The organism is Marinobacter zhanjiangensis (assembly GCF_014651935.1).
In the GTDB taxonomy this organism is placed as follows: Bacteria; Pseudomonadota; Gammaproteobacteria; order Pseudomonadales; family Oleiphilaceae; genus Marinobacter; species Marinobacter zhanjiangensis.
Window position 1 is genome coordinate 98,538 of the sequence record NZ_BMXV01000001.1, and the last position, 18,854, is coordinate 117,391.

Annotated in this window: 15 protein-coding genes; 7 read left to right on the plus strand and 8 right to left on the minus strand. The window is 61.7% G+C overall.

Going from position 1 to position 18,854, the window contains the following annotated elements; genetic code table 11:
- Positions 1–44: 44 nt before the first annotated feature.
- From crcB to cysZ, 4 genes are all read right to left on the minus strand, one after another.
- A complete protein-coding gene (crcB, locus tag IE079_RS00460; RefSeq protein WP_189571232.1) occupies positions 45–431 on the minus strand; it encodes a fluoride efflux transporter CrcB in 387 nt (128 codons plus the stop codon).
- Positions 428–2,875 (minus strand): acyl-CoA dehydrogenase, encoded by a 2,448-nt coding sequence (locus IE079_RS00465; RefSeq protein WP_189571234.1) that lies wholly within the window; start codon positions 2,873–2,875, stop codon positions 428–430. Before IE079_RS00465 ends, crcB begins: the two co-directional genes overlap by 4 nt.
- Positions 2,876–3,046: 171 nt before the next feature.
- Positions 3,047–5,890 carry an RNA polymerase-associated protein RapA gene (gene rapA / locus IE079_RS00470; RefSeq protein WP_189571236.1) on the minus strand — a complete coding sequence of 948 codons (2,844 nt, stop codon included), beginning with the start codon at positions 5,888–5,890 and terminating at the stop codon, positions 3,047–3,049.
- A 59-nt stretch (positions 5,891–5,949) separates the two neighbouring features.
- Positions 5,950–6,708, minus strand: coding sequence for a sulfate transporter CysZ (gene cysZ / locus IE079_RS00475; protein ID WP_189571238.1), 759 nt, complete (start codon positions 6,706–6,708; stop codon positions 5,950–5,952).
- 116 nt (positions 6,709–6,824) lie between these two features.
- On the opposite strand from cysZ, the gene IE079_RS00480 reads away from it, so the two are divergent.
- A complete protein-coding gene (locus IE079_RS00480) occupies positions 6,825–7,211 on the plus strand; it encodes a VanZ family protein (RefSeq protein WP_189571241.1) in 387 nt (128 codons plus the stop codon).
- Positions 7,212–7,664: 453 nt separating this feature from the next.
- Here the strand turns inward: IE079_RS00480 and IE079_RS00485 are convergent, their stop codons facing one another.
- Positions 7,665–8,384 carry a 50S ribosomal protein L11 methyltransferase gene (locus IE079_RS00485; protein WP_189571244.1) on the minus strand — a complete coding sequence of 240 codons (720 nt, stop codon included), beginning with the start codon at positions 8,382–8,384 and terminating at the stop codon, positions 7,665–7,667.
- A 139-nt stretch (positions 8,385–8,523) separates the two neighbouring features.
- Here IE079_RS00485 and mnmH point away from each other — a divergent pair, with 139 nt between their 5' ends.
- The 5 genes from mnmH to IE079_RS00510 all read left to right on the plus strand — a co-directional run bounded on the left by mnmH (position 8,524) and on the right by IE079_RS00510 (position 13,143).
- Positions 8,524–9,624, plus strand: coding sequence for a tRNA 2-selenouridine(34) synthase MnmH (gene mnmH, locus IE079_RS00490; protein WP_189571247.1), 1,101 nt, complete (start codon positions 8,524–8,526; stop codon positions 9,622–9,624).
- A 93-nt stretch (positions 9,625–9,717) separates the two neighbouring features.
- Complete coding sequence (locus IE079_RS00495) at positions 9,718–10,566, plus strand: mechanosensitive ion channel family protein (protein ID WP_189571250.1); 849 nt, start codon at positions 9,718–9,720, stop codon at positions 10,564–10,566.
- Between the two features lie 197 nt (positions 10,567–10,763).
- Positions 10,764–11,324, plus strand: a complete 561-nt coding sequence (locus IE079_RS00500) for an aminoacyl-tRNA deacylase (protein ID WP_189571253.1) — start codon at positions 10,764–10,766, stop codon at positions 11,322–11,324.
- A 73-nt stretch (positions 11,325–11,397) separates the two neighbouring features.
- Positions 11,398–12,705 (plus strand): FAD-dependent monooxygenase, encoded by a 1,308-nt coding sequence (locus tag IE079_RS00505; protein WP_189571256.1) that lies wholly within the window; start codon positions 11,398–11,400, stop codon positions 12,703–12,705.
- A gap of 72 nt (positions 12,706–12,777) precedes the next feature.
- Entirely contained in the window at positions 12,778–13,143 is a 366-nt protein-coding gene (locus IE079_RS00510) for a histidine triad nucleotide-binding protein (protein WP_189571259.1), read from the plus strand.
- 43 nt (positions 13,144–13,186) lie between these two features.
- Here the strand turns inward: IE079_RS00510 and IE079_RS00515 are convergent, their stop codons facing one another.
- Positions 13,187–14,446, minus strand: a complete 1,260-nt coding sequence (locus IE079_RS00515; RefSeq protein ID WP_189571262.1) for an LSm family protein — start codon at positions 14,444–14,446, stop codon at positions 13,187–13,189.
- A gap of 221 nt (positions 14,447–14,667) precedes the next feature.
- Between IE079_RS00515 and IE079_RS00520 the strand changes: the two genes are divergently transcribed.
- Positions 14,668–16,140 carry a DUF4013 domain-containing protein gene (locus IE079_RS00520; RefSeq protein ID WP_189571265.1) on the plus strand — a complete coding sequence of 491 codons (1,473 nt, stop codon included), beginning with the start codon at positions 14,668–14,670 and terminating at the stop codon, positions 16,138–16,140.
- Positions 16,141–16,205: 65 nt separating this feature from the next.
- Here IE079_RS00520 and IE079_RS00525 read toward each other — a convergent pair whose 3' ends face one another.
- Both IE079_RS00525 and IE079_RS00530 read right to left on the minus strand, forming a co-directional pair.
- Positions 16,206–17,345, minus strand: coding sequence for an acyl-CoA dehydrogenase family protein (locus IE079_RS00525; RefSeq protein WP_189571268.1), 1,140 nt, complete (start codon positions 17,343–17,345; stop codon positions 16,206–16,208).
- Positions 17,346–17,359: 14 nt separating this feature from the next.
- The gene (locus tag IE079_RS00530) at positions 17,360–18,538 is read right to left on the minus strand and encodes an acyl-CoA dehydrogenase family protein (RefSeq protein ID WP_189571270.1); all 1,179 of its coding nucleotides are present in this window, start codon (positions 18,536–18,538) and stop codon (positions 17,360–17,362) included.
- Positions 18,539–18,854 lie beyond the last annotated feature (316 nt).

The window sequence follows — 18,854 nt, forward strand, 5'->3', positions numbered from 1 at the left end:
TTTCGTTGGTATACCGACAATCGTGACTTGCAGGCGGTCGGTCGTCAGCCCATGGACCGGTACAGGCCGTAAGCCCACATGCCCACGCCTACCATCGCCAACGAACCCAGCACGTGCACCAGCACGGTAACCAGCGCCACCAGCCAGCGGTCGGCTTCAATTGCCCCCACCAGCTCCAGTGAGAACGTTGAGAAGGTCGTCAGCGCGCCGCACAGGCCGGTGACTGCCAGCAACCGCCACTCCGGCGACAGGGAGCTGTGGCTGAACCAGCTGATAAAGAAACCGGCCAGGCCGGCACCGAGCAGGTTGGCCAACAGGGTACCGGGCTGAACCCCGTACCCCGGACCATTGAGCCAGAGGCTCAGCGCCCAGCGCAGGTTGGCGCCGATCACGGCGCCAACACTGACGGCGAGAAACGCCCAGCCATTCATGCCGGGTTATGGTCTACCAGTGTGGACTTGTCCATGGCCAGGGCATCAAACGGGAAGTCATCCACCGTCAGCATGTCGAGCACGTTCTTCTCGTACTCCCGCATGAAGGTGATTTCCTCCTCGCTGAGGATCTCCGCCTTGTAGGCCGCCTCAAACTGCTCTTCCGGATGCAGCGCCTGTGCTGGCAGCTCGCCCTTGGCGGCAGCCTTGGCCACCTTGCGGTAGATGGGATCCGCCCGCTCGTTGTCCTTCAACAGGGCGTTGTAGCGTGCCACCGGGTTTTCCTTGTCGTCACCTTCCGTATGCCATATCGGCGCCAGCAGTTTGTGCCGCACCGGCGTATCGGTGGAGATAGCCCGGGCGACACGCCGGGTCAGGTCGTCATGGGGTTTGTGCCAGTTACGACCCAGCGGCATGGTGATTACCCTCAGGGCAACGGCCACCGCCCGGTTGGGCAGGTTATTCAGCAGTTCGTCCAAAGCATCCTCAGTACGTGACAGCAGCATGCTCATGCTGTATTCCAGCACATCCGCCTCGCCTTCCACCGGTTGGGTCTCGTGCCAGTGCTTGAGCACCATGGAGGCCATATACAGGTTGGACAGCATGTCCCCCAGTCGCGCGGAAATCAGCTCCCGCATTTTCAACTGCGAGCCCAGAGTGGTCATGGCGGCATCGGAACACAGGCCGAAGGCTGCGCTGAACCGGGCCACAGCCTGGGCGTAACGGCGAGCAGTGCTGTCGAACGGCACCTCGGCCTTGCCCAGACCCAGCGCCTGGGTAAAGGCGCGGGCGGCGTTGCCGAAGATCAGACCGGCGTGGCTGAAGAAAGCATCGTCGAAGGCCTTTTCGTCATCCTTGTCCTTGGCTGCCAGTTCCCGAAGTACGTAGGGGTGGCACCGGATCGCCCCCTGACCAAAGATCATCAGGCTGCGAGTCATGATGTTGGCCCCTTCCACGGTAATGGACACCGCGGAGCCGGAGTAACCAATACCCATGTAGTTGCGCGGCCCCAGTGTTACCGTCTTGCCGCCGTGCACATCCATGGCATCGGTCAGTGCGGACCGCTGCATTTCCGTCAGGTGATACTTGAGGATGGCCGAGGGCACCGCCGGCTTGCCGCCGTTGTCCACCATGTTGGCAGTCTGCAGTACCGACGACTGGGCGATGTAGCAGTAGCCTGCGATCCGCCCCAGGGCTTCCTGCACGCCCTCCATGTCGGCCACCGGGTTGTTGAACTGGCGGCGAATGCGGGTATAGCCCCCACCAACACCCACGGCGGTAGCGCAGGAACCGGCGGCGCCGGACGGCAGGGTAATACAGCGGCCCACCGACAGGCACTCGACCAGCATGCGCCAGCCCTCACCGGCCATTTCCGGCCCGCCGATGATGAAGTCCAGGGGAATGAACACGTCCTTGCCCACGATGGGCCCGTTCATGAACGGACTGCCGATGGGCCAGTGACGACGGCCGATTTCCATGCCGTCGGTGTCCCGGGGAATCAGCGCGCAGGTGATGCCCAGTTCCTTCTCCTCGCCCAGTAGGCCGTCCGGATCGAACATCTGGAAGGCCAGCCCCACTACGGTGGCGATGGGCGCCAGAGTGATCCAGCGCTTCTCGAAGTTGAGCTTCAGGCCCAGTACTTCCTTGCCGTTGTACTTGCCCTTGCAGACGATGCCGGTATCCGGCAGCGAGGTGGCGTCGGAGCCGGCCCGGGGGCCGGTGAGACCGAAGCAGGGAATCTCCTGGCCATCGGCCAGGCGGGGCAGGTAGTAGTCCTTCTGCTCGTCAGTACCGTACTTGACCAGCAACTCACCGGGGCCGAGGGAGTTGGGCACGCCCACGGAGGTCATCAGTACCTCGTTGGCCCCCAGGCGCTGGAGCACTGCGGACTGGGCCTTGGCGGAGAATTCCAGGCCGCCGTATTGCTTCGGGATGATCATGCCCAGGAATTTTTCCTTCTTGATATATTCCCAGAGCTCAGCAGGCAGGTCCGCCCGCTCGACCGCCACGTCCCAGGCGTTACACATGGACACAGCCTTGACGCACTGGTTGTCCACGAACGCCTGCTCCTCCTCGGTAAGGCCGGTGTTACGGTTGATCAGCAGGTTGTGCCAGTCGGGGCGACCAGTAAAAAGGTCACCGTCCCAGCCCACGGTGCCCGCATCCAGGGCCACCTGTTCCGTGGCCGATACCTTCGGAGCGACTTTCTTGAACATGGCGAATACGCGCGGTGTCAGCCAGCTGCGCCGGAACCGGGGCAGGCCGGCAGCGGCGGTTACCGCGGCACCGATAAACAGCAACAGCGTCAGCCAGCCCGAGGCAAAGATCCACGACAGCAGGCCGAATACCACCATGACCGCAATGGCGGGTTTGGCTCCCGCCTCGCGACGCATTACCGCCAGCAGCGACGCAGCGGCCAGAACAAACAGTATCAGGGTCATCATAGGCACTCTCTTTTGTCTTCCGGCTTTGTCTTCCGGATAGTAGTCCAAATGGAGTCAGGCCCGGCAGGCCATCCTTGATCTTCAACGCGTTGTTACGTCAAAACTACCGGAACGGATGGGAACTGGCTAGTGTGAACACCAGTATCCCTTCTGAACAAGTCAGATGGCTGATCAGGCGCTGATGACCACCCGTATCCCCTCCAGTGACAGCTCTGCCCGGCTGATCGCCGTTTCGGCAGCATCCAGCTGTTCGCGGAAGTACTGTACTTCCTCATCGCGGATGGCGGGGTTGTGCCGCTGCAGTGCCTCCAGACGCTGGATTTCCGGCTGCAGCATGCCGCGCACCTGCTCGAGCGCAGCCTCGCGACCGGGCTCGAACCGAGGCTCCGCCAGCTCCCGCGCGTGCTCCACCATGGTCTCGACCTCAGCCCTCACCCTGGGCACCACCGACTGGGCGGTGCGGCGCGGGATGTTGGAACACAGGCCGTTGAGACGATCATGGGGCAATACCGAAGACAGGTCACGACCGTTCACATCCACCAGCAGCCGCAGCGGGGACAACGGCAGATAACGGGACAGTTGCAGCTGTTCCGGCGCTGGGCAATGCACCACGAACACCGCTTCCAGCAACACCGTACCCGGCTGCAGACCCTTGACCGAGATGGTGGACAGGGCGGCCTTGCCAAGCCCCGCACCCAGTACGTAGTCCATCACCCCGGTCACCACCGGATGTTCCCAGCTCATGAAGGCGATATCCTCCCGCTGCAGTGCCTTCTCCCGGCTATAGGTAGCCGTCATGCCATCGTCGGGCACCAGCTCCAGCTGGCCCGAATGGCGTTGTTCACTGGGGCGCATGATGTCGGTGTCGGCAGAGTGCTCCTCCACATCCACACCGAAAATGTCGCAGGCGGTGTGCAGATAATCCCGTAACCGGCCATCGTCCTCTTCCTGTTCAATCGCCTCGATCAGCGCATTTGCCTCTTCCGGGCGGCAGGAGTTCAGCTCAATCAGGGCATCACGCCCGGCTTCCAGCTTCACCCGGAGGCCTTCCGCCAGCGAAGCGGTCCGGCTGACCAGCTCACCGGCCTGACCGCGGTCACCATCAATAACCGCCTGCCACTGGTCCCTGACCTGCCCGAAAATCGGCATGCCGATGGCACAGCTCTGCTCGAAAGCGTTGAGCCCTTCGTGGAACCACTGCATCTGCAGTTCACCGGCAGTGCCCTGCAGGTAAGGTAGATGGATGTCGATCACCTCGCCCTGACCGATCCGGTCCAGCCGCCCGATACGCTGCTCCAGCAGGTCCGGGTTGGCCGGCAGATCAAATAGCACCAGGTGTCGGGCAAACTGGAAGTTGCGCCCCTCGCTGCCGATTTCCGAACAGATCAGTGCCTGGGCACCCTGCTCGTCCTCGGCAAAATAGGCGGCCGCCCGGTCCCGCTCGATCAGGCTCAGGTGCTCATGAAAGGCAGCACTGCGAATACCGGCCCGCAGCTGCAGATGAACCTCCAGAGCCATGGCGGTCTCGGCGTGGGCACAGATCACCACCACCTTCTCTCGTCTGAGGTCCTTCAGGGTTTGCTCCAGCCATTGCACCCGGGGGTCTTGCGCCAGCCAGGTTTCATCGGTAAACCGATACTCCGGCGTCAGGCCCGGCTCTCCGAAGACCTCGCCTTCACGCTGGTAAAGCTCCGGGCACGGCAGAGCCACAGTATGCAGGCGACGCTCCGGAAAGCCCCCTACGGAAGCACGGGTGTTGCGGAACAGCACCCGGCCGGTGCCATGGCGATCCAGCAGGGCATCGACAATGGCACGGACCGGGTCCGCGGACGACATCAGTTCATCCAGATCGTCACCCAGCCATGTTTTCAGCAGGGCCTGACGTTCCGCCCCCGGTGGCTGTCCCGACGCCAGCAGCTCCCGCACCACCTGGTTGATGGTCTGATAGTCCTGCTCCTGCTGCCGAAAGGCTTCCAGATCATGGAAGCGAGCCGGATCCAGCAACCGCAGGCGGGCAAAGTGGCTTTCCTCGCCGGCCTGCTCCGGTGTTGCCGTCAACAGCAGCAGGCCCCGCGTCTCCTCCGACAGACTTTCCACCATGGAATATTCCGGGCTAGCCTGTTCGGGGCTCCAGCCCAGATGGTGCGCCTCGTCCACCACCATCAGGTCCCAGCCCGCGGCGACCGCGTCCCGCTGGGCCAGGGTGTTTCCGGTCAGGAAGTCCAGGGAACACAGCACCAGTTGGCTCTGGTCGAACGGGTTGGGCTGTTCCTCGTCGAACTCAGGGTCCGGCTCGGAAAGCGCCTCGTAACTGGAGTGGTCAACGATGGAAAACCGCAGATTGAAGCGGCGCAGCATTTCCACCAGCCACTGGTGAACCAGCGAATCCGGAACCACCACCAGCACCCGGCGAGCCAGCCCTGTGTGCAACTGATAGTGAAGAATCAGGCCTGCCTCGATGGTCTTGCCCAGCCCCACCTCGTCCGCCAGCAGCACCCTGGGCGCGTATCGGCGGGCCACTTCATGGGCGATGTACAGCTGATGAGGCAGGTGCTGGGTACGTGCCCCGAGCAGCCCCTGCACCGGTGACCTGGCGAGGCGATCCTGATGCTCCAGAGTGGCCAGGCGCAGACGAAACGCCCCGTTGCGATCAAACTGGCCGGCGAACAACCGCTGATGGGGCGCCGAGAAACTGACCTGGCTGGCCAGCCGGACCTCTGAGATCTCCTGCAGGTTGCCGCTGTCGTCGACGGCATGGTAGATTAGCACGCCACCGCGGTCCTCCACCGCCTGCACGGTCAGCACCTGGCCATCAAAGAGTTCGATGTCCTCTCCCATCTGGAAGGCGATACGGGACAAGGGCGCGCTATCAATGGCATAGGTACGCTCGTCATCGGCGGCCGGGAACCCCAGGGTCACCGTGCGACCGGCCACTTCCGTAACAATACCCAGGCCCAGGCCCGCGTCCGAATGACTGACCCAGCGCTGGCCAATGGCAAAAGCAGGTGCTTCCAAGAATCCTCCCAAACAGTTCAATGATGGTGTAGACCGGCCTGTAATGGGCCGAACCAGATTTAACGATGCGCGATCGCCGTGGGATCAGGCTCCCTGATCCAGAAAGCGGTAGCGCCACAGACAGCCGCCGGTACCACAAACAGGTTCACCACCGGCACCATCGCCAGCAGGGCCACAGGCAAACCGAACCCAAGGGCACTGAGGCGGCGCGCCGCCAGACGGCGACGCAAGGCCCCGAAACTGACACGATGGTTGTCCGCCGGATAGTCCACGTACTGCAGAGACATCATCCAGCAGTTAAAGGCAAACCAGAGCACCGCCGCCACCAGGTTGACCACGGGGATCACCCCGATGATAAAAAGCAGCAGTGCCCGTGGCAGATAATAGACGATTTTCTGTATTTCCCGGCCCAGTGCGCGGGGAATGTCTTTCAGTATCTGCATCCAGCCACCGTCGTCACTCATCTCCTGACCAGTAAGATACTTCTCCGTCTGTTCCGACAGGAACCCGTAAAAGGGGGAACCAATCAGATTGGCCATGATCACAAAGCCGTACGCGAACAGCAGCAATATCACCAGCGCGTACAGCAGCCAGAACAGCCAGTCCAGGGCCTGCAGCCACTGCCAGTCAGGCAACCAGGCCATGACCGTGGCAATCAACAGGGCAAAGCCCTCGGCCATGGCCCAGATCAGAGCCACGAACAACAGGAGGTTGAGAATCAGAGGAATGATGACGAACAGACGCAACCCTGGCTGCCGGATCAGCCCGAAACCTTCGCCAAGGTAACCCAGGCCCTTGAAAAAATTACCTTGCAACATGCTCGCAGCCTCATGACGCGTGGCAGTAACGGGGCGCAAAGCATATCATGAAGCCGGGGAGCCGCTGAACGTGATAAGTCATCAGAGTTCCCCGTACTACCTCAACCGGACGGGTTATGCGACTACCAGAATCCATTCATAAGCTGATTGCCTGTCAACTTCTCTGGCGAACCCTGTTCTGCATCTCCATTGTCTCGATTACCTGGCTGGGCTTCACCAGCGAGCCCTACCCGATTCCCTCGGCGGCCAGCGACAAGGTGAATCATCTGCTGGCCTTCATGGAGCTGGCCATGCTCACCCGCCTGGGATGGCCCCGGCTCGGGCTGATACCGCCACTGCTGGTGCTCACCGGGTTCGGGCTGGCGCTGGAACTGGGCCAGTCGATTACGCCCTGGCGGGATTTCGCGCTCTCTGACCTGCTCGCCGACGTCATTGGCATCACCATCGGCTACAGCCTGATGTCACTTTTTTTCCGGCTGACAGGTATTCGCCCGGCCGCCTGACAACCGGATTAGCGAATTTCGCCATTCCCCGTGTGCGATATTTCCTACATTGGCGTGAGAATCTGCCAGAACTTCCCGTGGGCAATGCGAAATCTCTGGCAGCCGAAATATCTACCTTGTTGTTTTTAAAGGACCTGGAGTTTCCAGCATCACTCCGAGACGGAAACATCACGGTTTTGTCATGCGCCTGGAATTTTTCCCTTGGTAAGATGGGAACCGTCAAGGATGACAAGGAAAGGGAAGACGCATTGGATGCTCCTCACAGGATCGTGAGGGGAAGCAGGGACCCTACGGAAAGAAGGCTTAAGGGAAACCTAATTACGGACCGCTGGCTCGGATGCTGGCGCCAGGGACCTGGCAAGGACAATACTGCAACAGGACGGTTGCGACAGAGCATGGAAGCCACGACCTGTTCCGACGAGGGCAATCCGCAAGGGTTGCCCTCTTCTTTTTTCACACCCCGATCTTTACCCCATCGCCCGTGCGCACCGTCTTTTCCGGTGTCTCCTCGCCGGACCGGTACAATCGTACCTGATTGAATTCCTCGAACTCGTTCAGATCCGGCCAGGTGGTGGCCGACACCATTCCCAGCACATCGTACCCCGGCTCTTCCAGATCCCTTATCCGCGAGTCTGCCAGCAATACGCCCCCGGCCGCTTCCCGGAATGCTTGCAGGAATGGCCGATTATCCCGATCGTAGAGCACATCAGCCGCGGTAATCAGATCCAACGACGACGGTCGCCGATACCAGTCGTCACAAAGGGTGACACTGACACCATTGAGCCGGGCGTTGGCCCTGGCAGCCGCCAGGGCATCCTGATCAAGATCACAGGCAATCGCCTCGGCGGCCCCGGCCATGGCCGCCGCCACGGCCACGATGCCCGAGCCCGAGCCGAAATCCAGCACGCGTTTGCCCGCTACCGTGCCCGGGTGGTCCAGAATCCATTGCGCCAGCACCTGCCCGCTGGCCCAGCAGAACGACCAGTAGGCCGGCTCCGCCACCACCGCCTGGGCATCTTCGTGGCTGAGGGGGCCTTCCAGCACGCGGGGATCAAACAGATAAAGCCGCAATGACGGGCAGCCGGCCGGGCGCGATACCGCCAGCCGCCCGTGGGGCAGCGTACGCCTGATGATCCGGGTCAGGTCTTCGGGAATGATGTGATGGTCAGTCATGGGTCGTCTCGGCATTCGCAACGGGCGTATTCTACACGGGCGAACCCGGAAAGTGGCCCCTCCCGATACGGTCACGACAGCCCCCCGGCTCATCCGTTATACTGGCGCCCCCATATCCAACAGACGACACCCCGCAGGCATGAGTACCCGACCCGATACCGACCAGTTCCGCCAGCTCTTTCTCAACGACATTCCGCTGATGGACGTGCGTGCGCCTGTCGAGTACGCCCGGGGCAGCTTCCCCAATACCAGCAATGCCCCCCTGATGAACGACGACGAACGTCACCGGGTGGGCATCTGCCATAAGGAAAAGGGCCAGGAAGAGGCCATCCGCCTGGGCCATCAACTGGTTTCCGGTGATATCAAGGCCGAGCGCATCGCCGCCTGGAAACGGTTTGCCATCCAGCATCCGGAGGGTTACCTGTTCTGCTTTCGCGGCGGCTTGCGCTCCCGTCTGACCCAGCAATGGCTCCGGGAAGCCGGTATCGACTACCCACTGGTCACGGGTGGCTACAAGGCGCTGCGCCGTTTTCTGATCGACTCGCTGGATGAGGTCATCCAACAGGGCACCTTCCACGTAATCAGTGGCCGGACCGGCACTGGCAAAACCCGGGTACTGCATCACATGCCGAACCCGGTGGACCTTGAAGGGCTGGCCAATCATCGTGGCTCCAGCTTTGGCCGGCAGGTCACACCGCAGCCGGCCCAGATCGACTTTGAAAACGCGATGGCGGTATCCATGCTCAAGGCACAGGACAGGGGTGGCCCCATCTATCTGGAAGACGAGAGCCGCCTGGTGGGGCGCTGCAATCTGCCTCCGGAGCTGAGCGAGCGTATGGCATCAGCACCGCTTCTGGTCCTGGAAAGGCCCATGGCCGAACGCGTCGCCATTATCCGTGAAGACTATGTGGAAGCCATGGTGCGCGACTACCAGGATCGCGATGGGGAGGAAGCCGGCTGGGAAAACTTCTGCGACTATTTGCTCAGCGCCCTGGACCGTATCCGCAAGCGCCTCGGCGGTGAGCGCCATCAGCGACTGCGCGGGATCATGGAGGAGGCACTGGAGACACAGGCCCGGACAGGGGATCTGTCCGGTCACGAAATCTGGATCAAGTCGCTACTGACCGACTACTATGATCCCATGTACGACTACCAGCTCGGCCAGAAATCCGGTCGCATCACCATGACTGGCGGCCCGGATGCGCTGATGGAATGGGCTCAGCGGGCGAGGACCGTATAAACCGGAGTCGCCCGGATTGCTCAGCCAGGGCGCCAGCTGGCCCCTGAGGCTTCCCTTCAGGACCCGAAATCACCAAAAAAATCAGGAGACAGTATGGAAGAGCTATTTAGCGCAAGTGGCAGGGCCAGCGAATGGATCGACACAGGTGTTGAGATGCTCATTCAGTACGCCCCCAAGGTGTTGCTGGCCATTATCACCCTGCTGGTGGGCCTCTGGCTGATCCACCGGGTCGTCAACCTCCTCGATGCCCGGCTCAAGGCCAAGGACCCCAGCCTCAACAGTTTCCTGTGCGGCCTGGTCAGCATCATCCTCAAGATTCTGCTGCTTATTTCCGTAGCCTCCATGGTGGGCATTGCCACCACCTCGTTCATTGCCATTATTGGTGCCGCCGGCCTGGCGATCGGCCTGGCCCTCCAGGGCAGCCTGGCCAACTTCGCCGGCGGGGTACTGATCCTGATTTTCAAGCCCTTCAAGGTGGGTGACACCATTGAGGCCGAGGGGTTCCTCGGCGCCGTTGACGAAATCAACATCCTGTACACCATCGTCAACACCTTCGACAATCGCCGCGTTATCATCCCCAACGGCTCCCTGGCCAACTCGTCGCTGGTGAACGTCAGCTTCTATGACACCCGCCGCTGCGACATGACCTTCGGCATCCATTACGATGACGATATCGACAAGGCCAGGGCCATTATCAAGCGCTGCCTGGAGGACGACGAACGCGTACTGCCGGAACCCGAACCGCGCATCTCGGTGGGATCTCTGGGGGACAGTTCGGTCAACATCATTGTCCGCCCCTGGACGAAGACCGACGACCTGTGGCCGGTCTACTGGGACATGCACGAGAAAATCAAGAAGGCGTTCGATGCCGAAGGCATTACCATCCCGTTCCCCCAGCGGGACCTTCACGTCTACCAGCAAGGCAAAACCGACGCCGAATAATCCCGGCTCCCGAAGGGCCGCCCTGCCATGGGGCGGCTCTCCTTCTGGTTACACCAATCCCGTCATGATCCACAAGCGTCCTGGATCACAGTCTTTCGCTCCACCCTCTCGCAATCCCCGTGCAAATGACTAAGCTGGACAATAGCTGCGTGCCGTCATGGCACAGCCAATACGTCGCACTGGCAGGAGGTAGCACTATGCCGGGAAAAAAGCTGAAAGCCTTCCTCAAGAAGTCCGGGGCCGATTTCATCGCCCTCTCCCATCCCCCCGCCTATACTGCCCAGCAACTCGCCCACCATGGCCATATACCCGGCGACCGGGTGGCCAAGACGGTGATCATCGAACTGGATGGCAAGATGGCCATGTTGGTCATGCCATCCACCTGGCGCATTCACTGGGATCGTCTGAGCAATGTCCTGGAAACCGACTTCCTGGAACTGGCCGACGAGATGGAATTCAAGGATCGCTTTCCCGACTGCGAGGTGGGCGCCATACCGCCCTTCGGCAACCTCTTTGACATGGCGGTCTACTGCTGCGAAGCACTGACCCAGCAGCCGGATATCGCTTTCCCGGCCGGCTCCCATGAAGAATCCATCCACATGAAGACCGACGATTTCCTGGCACTGGTGGACCCGGTGGTCATCGAGAAGGGGTTCATCCGCCCGGGCACCCAAAAACCGGCGTGGATGCAGCGCCGGCGCAAAAGCAGCGTACCGTCGGATGAACAGATAGAGCACTGGGAACTGGCCGGATATTGAGCCCGGACAAGGATGCCCGCTTGCCTGCACCGGCAAGGTCCGTAAACTGGGGCATCTGACCAGGAACGCTCTTATGACTCAGACCTTCGACTTTATCGTGGTCGGCGCCGGCATGGTTGGCGCCGCCATTGCCAATGGCCTTGCCAGCGGGGGCCACACCATTGCCCTGATTGACCAGGGACAGGCCCCGGCTTTCAGTGACCATGACGACCCCGACATCCGGGTGTCGGCACTCAGTGCGGGCAGTGAAAACTACCTCCGCAGCCTTGGTGTCTGGCACGACATGATGGCCATGCGCGCCACCCCTTACCTGCGCCTGTCGGTCTGGGAGGCCCGCGATCATCCCATCAGCCAGTGGCTGCCCGGCCAGCCGCCCCGGACCACCTTCTCCGCGAAGGACCTGAAAGCCTCGCATCTGGGCCATATAGTGGAAAACCGCGTCACCCAGACCGCTCTCTGGAAACGCGCCAGTGGGCAGGACGAGATCACCCTGTTCTCCGGGTCTGGCATTCAGCGGCTGGAGGAGCAGAGCGACAGCGTCACGGCCACCCTGGAAGACGACACCGCCGTTCGCGGCCGCCTGGTGATCGGGGCCGATGGCGCAGGATCACGAGTGCGCCAGCTGGCCGGTATTGGCGTCACCCGCAACCAGTACCAGCAGCAGGCGCTGGTGGCCAGCGTCCGTTACCGGGGGGCGCCGCAGGACATCACCTGGCAAGCCTTCCATAGCACCGGCCCGCGGGCCTTCCTGCCACTGCACGATGCCGGCCCGGCCCACGCCGGAGAGAGCTGGGCATCACTGGTGTGGTATGACGCTCCGCAGACCCTGGCCGAGCTCAAGGCGCTGCCGGAAGCGGATTTCCTGGCCCGGGTTCAGGCTGCTTTCCCGGACGAGCTGCCCCCGCTCACCGCCCTGTCCGCGAGGGCCAGCTTCCCCATTGCCCGCCAGCATGCCCACCAGTATTCCCGGGGCCGCGTGGTGCTGGCCGGGGACGCCGCCCACACCATCAACCCGCTGGCCGGCCAGGGAGTCAACCTGGGCTTCCAGGACGCCCGCTGCCTTCAGGAACTGCTGGATGAAGCACGGCGCAAGGGCCAGGATCCGGCGGCACCGGCATTGCTGGCCCGTTACGAGGAGCAGCGCCGCCCGGCCAACCGCCGTATGATGCTGACCATGGATATGTTCTACCATCTGTTCAGCAATTCGCTGACACCGGTCTGGGCGGCCCGCAATCTGGGCCTGGGCCTGGCCCAGGGCCTGCCCTTCGCCCGCAACCGTGTGGCCCGATACGCCATGGGCCTGGATGAAGGCCTGCCGGCACCGGTCGAGGCACTTCTGAACCGGGCGCCTGGCCCGGGACGGCTGACCGGACAGCGGTAGCCTCCCGTTCACCGAGACGGCTTCAGAGAGGCGAAACGGATCACCACCAACACAACCAACAAGGACCCAGACATGGCGGAAACCATTTTCACCAAGATCATCAACCGCGAGATTCCCGCAGATATTGTCTACGAGGACGACCTCAGCCTGGCATTCAGGGACATCAACCCACAGGCGCCAGTACACCTGCTGATTATCCCCAAGAAGGCCATCGCCACCATCAATGACATCCAGCAGGATGACCGCGAACTGGTGGGGCACCTCTACTGGGTTGCGGCGCACCTGGCAAAGGACATGGGTTTTGCAGACGATGGCTACCGGGTGGTCATGAACTGCGGCGAGAACTCCGGGCAGACGGTGTTTCACATCCACCTTCACCTGCTGGCGGGCAAGCCCCTGGGCTGGCCGCCCTATACCGACCGTATGAAAGAGGGCTGATCACCTGCCGGGGGCACGTGTAGCGGGCCCCCGACAATCCGCATCATTCACCCGCCAGCCGGGCCTGCTTGATCTGAGCCAGCGGTATGGGGACTACCATGGTGCCGCCATGGAGCCGCCGGTTGAACTGCACCCGGCCGTTACCGATACTCTTGATGCGCCCGTCCAGACGCTGACCATCGGTCAGGGTGAGGCGCACATCCCGGTTGATGTGCTGGTGAAGGCTTCCGGAAATATCCCGTGGAGCCGTATCCGGGGCATCCTCTTCCTGACTGGCCTCTTCCGTCACTTGTTCGACCACCGGTTCCACGCTGGTGACACTGAATGGCTGTGGGTCCGCACCCGCTACCGCCACCGACGGGCTCAGGCGCCCGGACAGGTAGGTGGGGTCCAGGCTCATGGCACGGTCATTGGCATCCAGGTTCGGGTAAGGGTCGATGGCCAGGATCAGGGTGTCACTGGCGCCCGACGTAAAGCTCCGATAGGCGTGCACCAGGGTCTCGTTGGGCTCCAGGCCCTCCCGGTTCCATTCCCGCATCCAGGCCTGCTGGTGGTACTCCGGGTAAGTGGCGCGAGCCACCCCGGCCTCGTCGGCGCAGAAGGCATTACGGCGGTCGTTCAGCCCGGTATCGGTAATGGCGACCCTGACGCGGCTGATGCTGGCATCACTGACGGTGGAGGCATTCAGAGCGGCGGTGGGGTTGAGATCCACAGCCATATCCGTATCCACCTGCATCATCCCCCGGGACACCAGGTCCAGATCCAGGTTCATACGGGTTCCGGAATGGGACATTCGATAACCCACCGTCATATCCGATACCGACACGCCGTAGCCCATGTCCAGGTAATCATCCACGCTGAAGTAATCGCGGTCACCACAGCCGGCCGTCACCAGGCGGGACATCAGGCTTCCCCGCCCGGAGGCTTCAGCCTCCAGCTCGCGGAACAGGTTGGAATCCATATCCAGCCGGAGTCCGGACACGACCATGTGCATTTCATCAGGTATCTCGAGCTGATCGAGCTGGAAGGCGATGTTATAAAGCTCGAACAGATGGGCGGTTTCAAAGCGGATATCGTCCACCCGGTATGCCTCCGGTAACCCATGGGGGCTGAACCGGATGTCGGTGATACTCAGCGCACCCAGGGGCGACACCGACACATCTCCCCAGCTGAACTCCCCGAACATGGACAGGCCCATCTTCGACACTTCCAGCCGCTCCTCCACCTCACTGGTAATTCGGTAGTTGGCGTAAAACACACCAGCGACGGCCGCCACCAGCAGGACCAGCAAAACACGCTTCATAACGACTTCCTTTACGTCATATTGACAGCCACCCGGCCCTGTGGATTCTCCCTGGACCGGCGATTCATTAACTAATATACATAATTAAAAAGCGCATGTGTGTGATGTGTGCAACGCCCGTTCAATGCCTTGCTCGCGTGGGTATGATTCTGTGACCGACCCGGTAGCCTGTTCCCCTCCAATCTGCAACCATGTGGCCAATTGCTCCAGGAAACCACGCTGTGAAGAACGATTGCCATTACCACCCCGGCGAACCTGCCAAGTGGCATTGCGGGGAGTGCCTGATCCACTATTGTTCCGCCTGCATGCCGGACGCCAACCCTCGGCAACAGAGTGGTCTGTGCCCACACTGCGGGCGCCAGATGCGTTACCTGGGCGCGGCGACGGAAGCCGAGCCTTTCTGGCAGCGGCTATCGGCGTTCTTTCGCTACCCGTTCCACTCCGATCCACTGCTGGTGATCATTGTCTGCACCCTGGTGCCACTGTTTCTCAGCCCGGGCCTGATCGGGGGGCTGGTTTACATCGTGCTTTTGCTGGTGCTGATCAAGTACTGCTACACCGTCATCCGCCACACCGCCAGTGGCCACATGAAACCACCCCCGGTTGCCGAGGCCTGGTCCGGGGACGGTTTTGCCCTTGGCCTGCAGAGTTTCGTGGTTGTTCTGGTCATGGTGGGCGCGGTGGTATCCGCGTTCGCATTGCTGGGGCCGATTCCCGGTGTCGTGGTCACCGCGCTGGCCTACCTGGCCGTGCCTGCAACCATCATGATCCTGGCCATGGAAGACTCCATCTTCCCGGCCCTGAACCCACTGAACATCACCGCACTGATTTCGTCCATTGGCTGGCCCTACTTCGTGCTTTACGGCTTCCTGATACTGATGACCATGGCCTCGGCCGCTGCACAGGAAATGGCCTTCGTGCACTTCCATCCGGTCATCGCCTACCCCCTGGGCGGCTTTCTGAGCAGTGTCTTTATCGTCATTGTGTTCCACATGCTGGGCTACCTGCTGTTCCAGTATCAGGAGGAACTGGGCTTTGCCAGTGATTTCCAGGACGAAGAACAGCCGGCCGACCCGAATCGGGATCGTTCCCGCCGTGTGGATGCAGATATCGACATGAACCTGAAGGAAGGCAACTACAACCGTGTCGCCAGCATCCTGGAGGAGGCTCTGAAACGGGACCCGGCCAACCCCAACCGGCTCAGCCAGCTCTTCCAGCTATCCCTGGCCCGCCATGACCTGGACGCGCTGACCCGCCACCACGCCAAGCTGCTGCGCTGGATGGCTGCCCATCGCCGCCATCGGGACATGAAAACCCTGCTCACGCTGCTACGCCAGCACGACCCACAATTCCAGCCGCAGGACCCGGATCTGGTGGTGGCCTGCGCCGACCTGCTGTTCCTGCAGCACGAGCCGAAGCCGGCCCTGCAACTGCTGAAGGACTTCCACAAACGCTTCCCGGACAGCGACCAGATTGCTCCCGCCTATATCCTGGTGGCCCGCATACTGGCCAATGGCTTTGAACAGTGGGACAAGGCCACCAGCTTCCTGAAGTTTGCCGACAAAAATACCGGGGACGCGGACACCAAAGCAGCCATTGCGGCCTATCTGGCCCAGGCAGAGCAGCGGGAGCCCCTCAAAGGTCCCAAAGCCAGCTTTGCCCCCGCTGCAGACCTTGGCAGCAGCTCACCCTGAAACAAAAACGGCAGGACCCCGGGGCCCTGCCGTTTTCATCACTACAGTTATCAGTGAGCCAGGCGTCAGAAGCCCTTGAGGCCGGCAACACGATCCGCGTGGTAGCGGAAGTCACCCAGCAGCAACTGCACTGGGCGGGCGCGCTTCATGAACAGGCCGATATCGTATTCATCGGTCATACCCATACCACCGTGCAGCTGCACGCCTTCATTGGTGACCAGTTCCGCCACCTGACTGGCCTTGGCCTTGGCCGCGCTGGCCAGCATGGAGGCCTGCTCGTCACCGGCGTCCAGTGCCATAAAGGCCTTCAGCACCATGGACTTGACCTGCTCCAGCTCGCTCCACATATGCGCGGCACGATGCTGCAGGGCCTGGAAGGACGAGATGTACACGCCAAACTGCTTGCGCTCCTTCATGTAGGCCACGGTACGATCAAAGGCTTCGCTGGACAGACCCAGCAGCTCCGCCGCCAGGTGAGCGCTGCCGATATCCAGCAGCTTCTGCAGTGGGGCGGAACCCTGATCCTTCTCGCCCAGCACCGCATCGGCACCCACGGCGACATTGTCCAGCGTCACTTTCGCGTAGTTGCGACCGTCCGGGAAAATGGTGCGCTCCACAGTCACCCCTTCCGCTTTCGGGTCCACCAGGAACAGGGTGATACCGGACTCGTCCCGCTCGCCGCCGCTGGTGCGGGCTGACACAATCAGGGTGTTGGCAATGTGCCCGTCCACCACAAAAGTCTTGCTGCCATTGAGCACGAAACCGTCGCCCTGGGCTTCCGCCTTTGTCGCTACGCGCAGGGGCTGGTGGCGCCCGGTCTCATCAATGGCCAGGGCTGTCAGGTGACTGCCGTCGGCGATGCCGTTCAGAATTTCTTTCTGGCTGTCATTGCCCGCCAGGATCAGGGCGCAGGCGCCCAGCACGCCGGAGGCAAACAGGGGAGATGCCGCCAGTGTACGGCCACCCTCTTCCATCACCTGGCCCATGCCCACATGGCCGAACTCGGAACCACCGTGGCTTTCCGGGACCAGCGTACCCGCCAGCCCCAGTTCCACTGCGTGGTTCCAGAACTCCGGCACATAACCCAGCGGGTCTTTCTCGTCCCGCAGTTTGCGCAGCTGGGATACCGGCGCCTGTTCGCCGAACAGGCCCTGGGCGGCATCCTTGAGCATCTGTTGTTCTTCAGTCAGTACAAGCTTTTGCATGATGGTCTCCGCCCTTAGCCCAATCCGAGAATGTTTTTGGCGATGATGTTGAGCTGCACTTCGGAAGTGCCTCCCTCAATGGAGTTACCCTTGGTGCGCAGCCACTCCTGGGGCAGGGCCCCGGCGGGGCGATCATCCCCTTCCCAGAGCAGACCTTCACTGCCATAGGCGGCCACCAGCAGCTCATAGCGGCGCTTGTTCAGTTCGGTACCGGCGAGCTTGAGCATGGCCGATACGTTGCCCACGCCCTGGCCGGACTTGGCCTGGTCCTTGGCCCGCTCGGCGGTCAGCTCATAGCCGATGGAGTCGATGGCCCAGGAGGCAATCTCGGTCCGCAGCATGGGGTCTGCCAGCTTGCCATCCTCCAGGCCGACCGCATCCACCGCCAGTTCCGCCAGGGTTTTCTGGCCGGCGGCCGTGCTGCCCATGTTGCCGATCATGCTGCGCTCATGGGTCAGCAGGTACTTGGCAATGGTCCAGCCCTTGTCGACCTCGCCCACCACCTGATCCTTCTCTACGCGGACGTCGTCCAGGAAGGTTTCACAGAAGGGGGACTCGCCGGAAATCAGCTTGATGGGACGGGTGGAGACACCCGGGGTTTCCATGTCGAACAGCACCAGGCTGATGCCTTCCTGCTTTTTCACATCCGGATTGGTGCGCACCAGGGCGAACATCCAGTCGGCCTTGTCAGCGTAGGAGGTCCAGATCTTCTGGCCGTTGACGATGAAGTGATCACCCTTGTCCTCGGCCCTGGCCTGCAGACCCGCCAGGTCGGAACCGGCGCCCGGCTCGGAATACCCCTGGCACCAGCGGATCTCACCACGCACGATGGGTGGCAGGTGCTGCTGTTTGAGAGCCTCGGAGCCGAACTTGAGAATGGCCGGGCCGATCATCCAGATGCCGAAGCTGTTCAGCGGCGGGCGCGCCTGGATGCGGGCCATCTCTTCCAGCAACACCTTGTGCTGCTCGCGGGACAGACCACCGCCACCGTATTCGGTGGGCCAGTCGGGCGCGGTCCAGCCCTTGTCGGCCATACGCTCGAGCCAGAGGCGCTGGTCCTCGCTCTGGAACTTGAAATTGCGGCCACCCCAACATACGTCCTTGTCGCTCTTCATGGGGGAACGCATGCTCTGGGGGCAGTTCTCTTCAAGCCACGCCCGGGTCTCCTGACGGAAGGTATCCAGATCAGTCATGCTTGCTCTCCTTGGGGGCAGCACACAATGACCCCTGCAGGGTCCGCCTGGCGGTTATTGTGGTGGTGCTGCCGGTGTCACAATGGAATTCTGTTCCGCCCAGCAAAAACCGGAGGCGGAAAACCGATAGAATAATGCCTTATCACTGGGCTGTCTGTCATGCCCTGAACCCCATCCGGCCTCAGGGTTTTCAGAATTACCGTTTATTTACAATGAATTGCACAACAAAACAACAATACACCGATGTACGGAAGGGTACCGGAAGTGGATGACCGAGACAAATCGGAGACGTTTCGCACAGCGGGCACCAGACCCA

Excerpts from the sequence above, each read along its gene's own strand:
- crcB (WP_189571232.1), bottom strand. The coding sequence starts at position 431 with ATGAATGGCTGGGCGTTTCTCGCCGTCAGTGTTGGCGCCGTGATCGGC.
- IE079_RS00465 (WP_189571234.1), bottom strand. The coding sequence starts at position 2,875 with ATGATGACCCTGATACTGTTTGTTCTGGCCGCTGCGTCGCTGCTGGCG.
- cysZ (WP_189571238.1), bottom strand. The coding sequence starts at position 6,708 with ATGTTGCAAGGTAATTTTTTCAAGGGCCTGGGTTACCTTGGCGAAGGT.
- IE079_RS00480 (WP_189571241.1), top strand. The coding sequence starts at position 6,825 with ATGCGACTACCAGAATCCATTCATAAGCTGATTGCCTGTCAACTTCTC.
- IE079_RS00485 (WP_189571244.1), bottom strand. The coding sequence starts at position 8,384 with ATGACTGACCATCACATCATTCCCGAAGACCTGACCCGGATCATCAGG.
- mnmH (WP_189571247.1), top strand. The coding sequence starts at position 8,524 with ATGAGTACCCGACCCGATACCGACCAGTTCCGCCAGCTCTTTCTCAAC.
- IE079_RS00495 (WP_189571250.1), top strand. The coding sequence starts at position 9,718 with ATGGAAGAGCTATTTAGCGCAAGTGGCAGGGCCAGCGAATGGATCGAC.
- IE079_RS00500 (WP_189571253.1), top strand. The coding sequence starts at position 10,764 with ATGCCGGGAAAAAAGCTGAAAGCCTTCCTCAAGAAGTCCGGGGCCGAT.
- IE079_RS00505 (WP_189571256.1), top strand. The coding sequence starts at position 11,398 with ATGACTCAGACCTTCGACTTTATCGTGGTCGGCGCCGGCATGGTTGGC.
- IE079_RS00510 (WP_189571259.1), top strand. The coding sequence starts at position 12,778 with ATGGCGGAAACCATTTTCACCAAGATCATCAACCGCGAGATTCCCGCA.
- IE079_RS00515 (WP_189571262.1), bottom strand. The coding sequence starts at position 14,446 with ATGAAGCGTGTTTTGCTGGTCCTGCTGGTGGCGGCCGTCGCTGGTGTG.
- IE079_RS00525 (WP_189571268.1), bottom strand. The coding sequence starts at position 17,345 with ATGCAAAAGCTTGTACTGACTGAAGAACAACAGATGCTCAAGGATGCC.
- IE079_RS00530 (WP_189571270.1), bottom strand. The coding sequence starts at position 18,538 with ATGACTGATCTGGATACCTTCCGTCAGGAGACCCGGGCGTGGCTTGAA.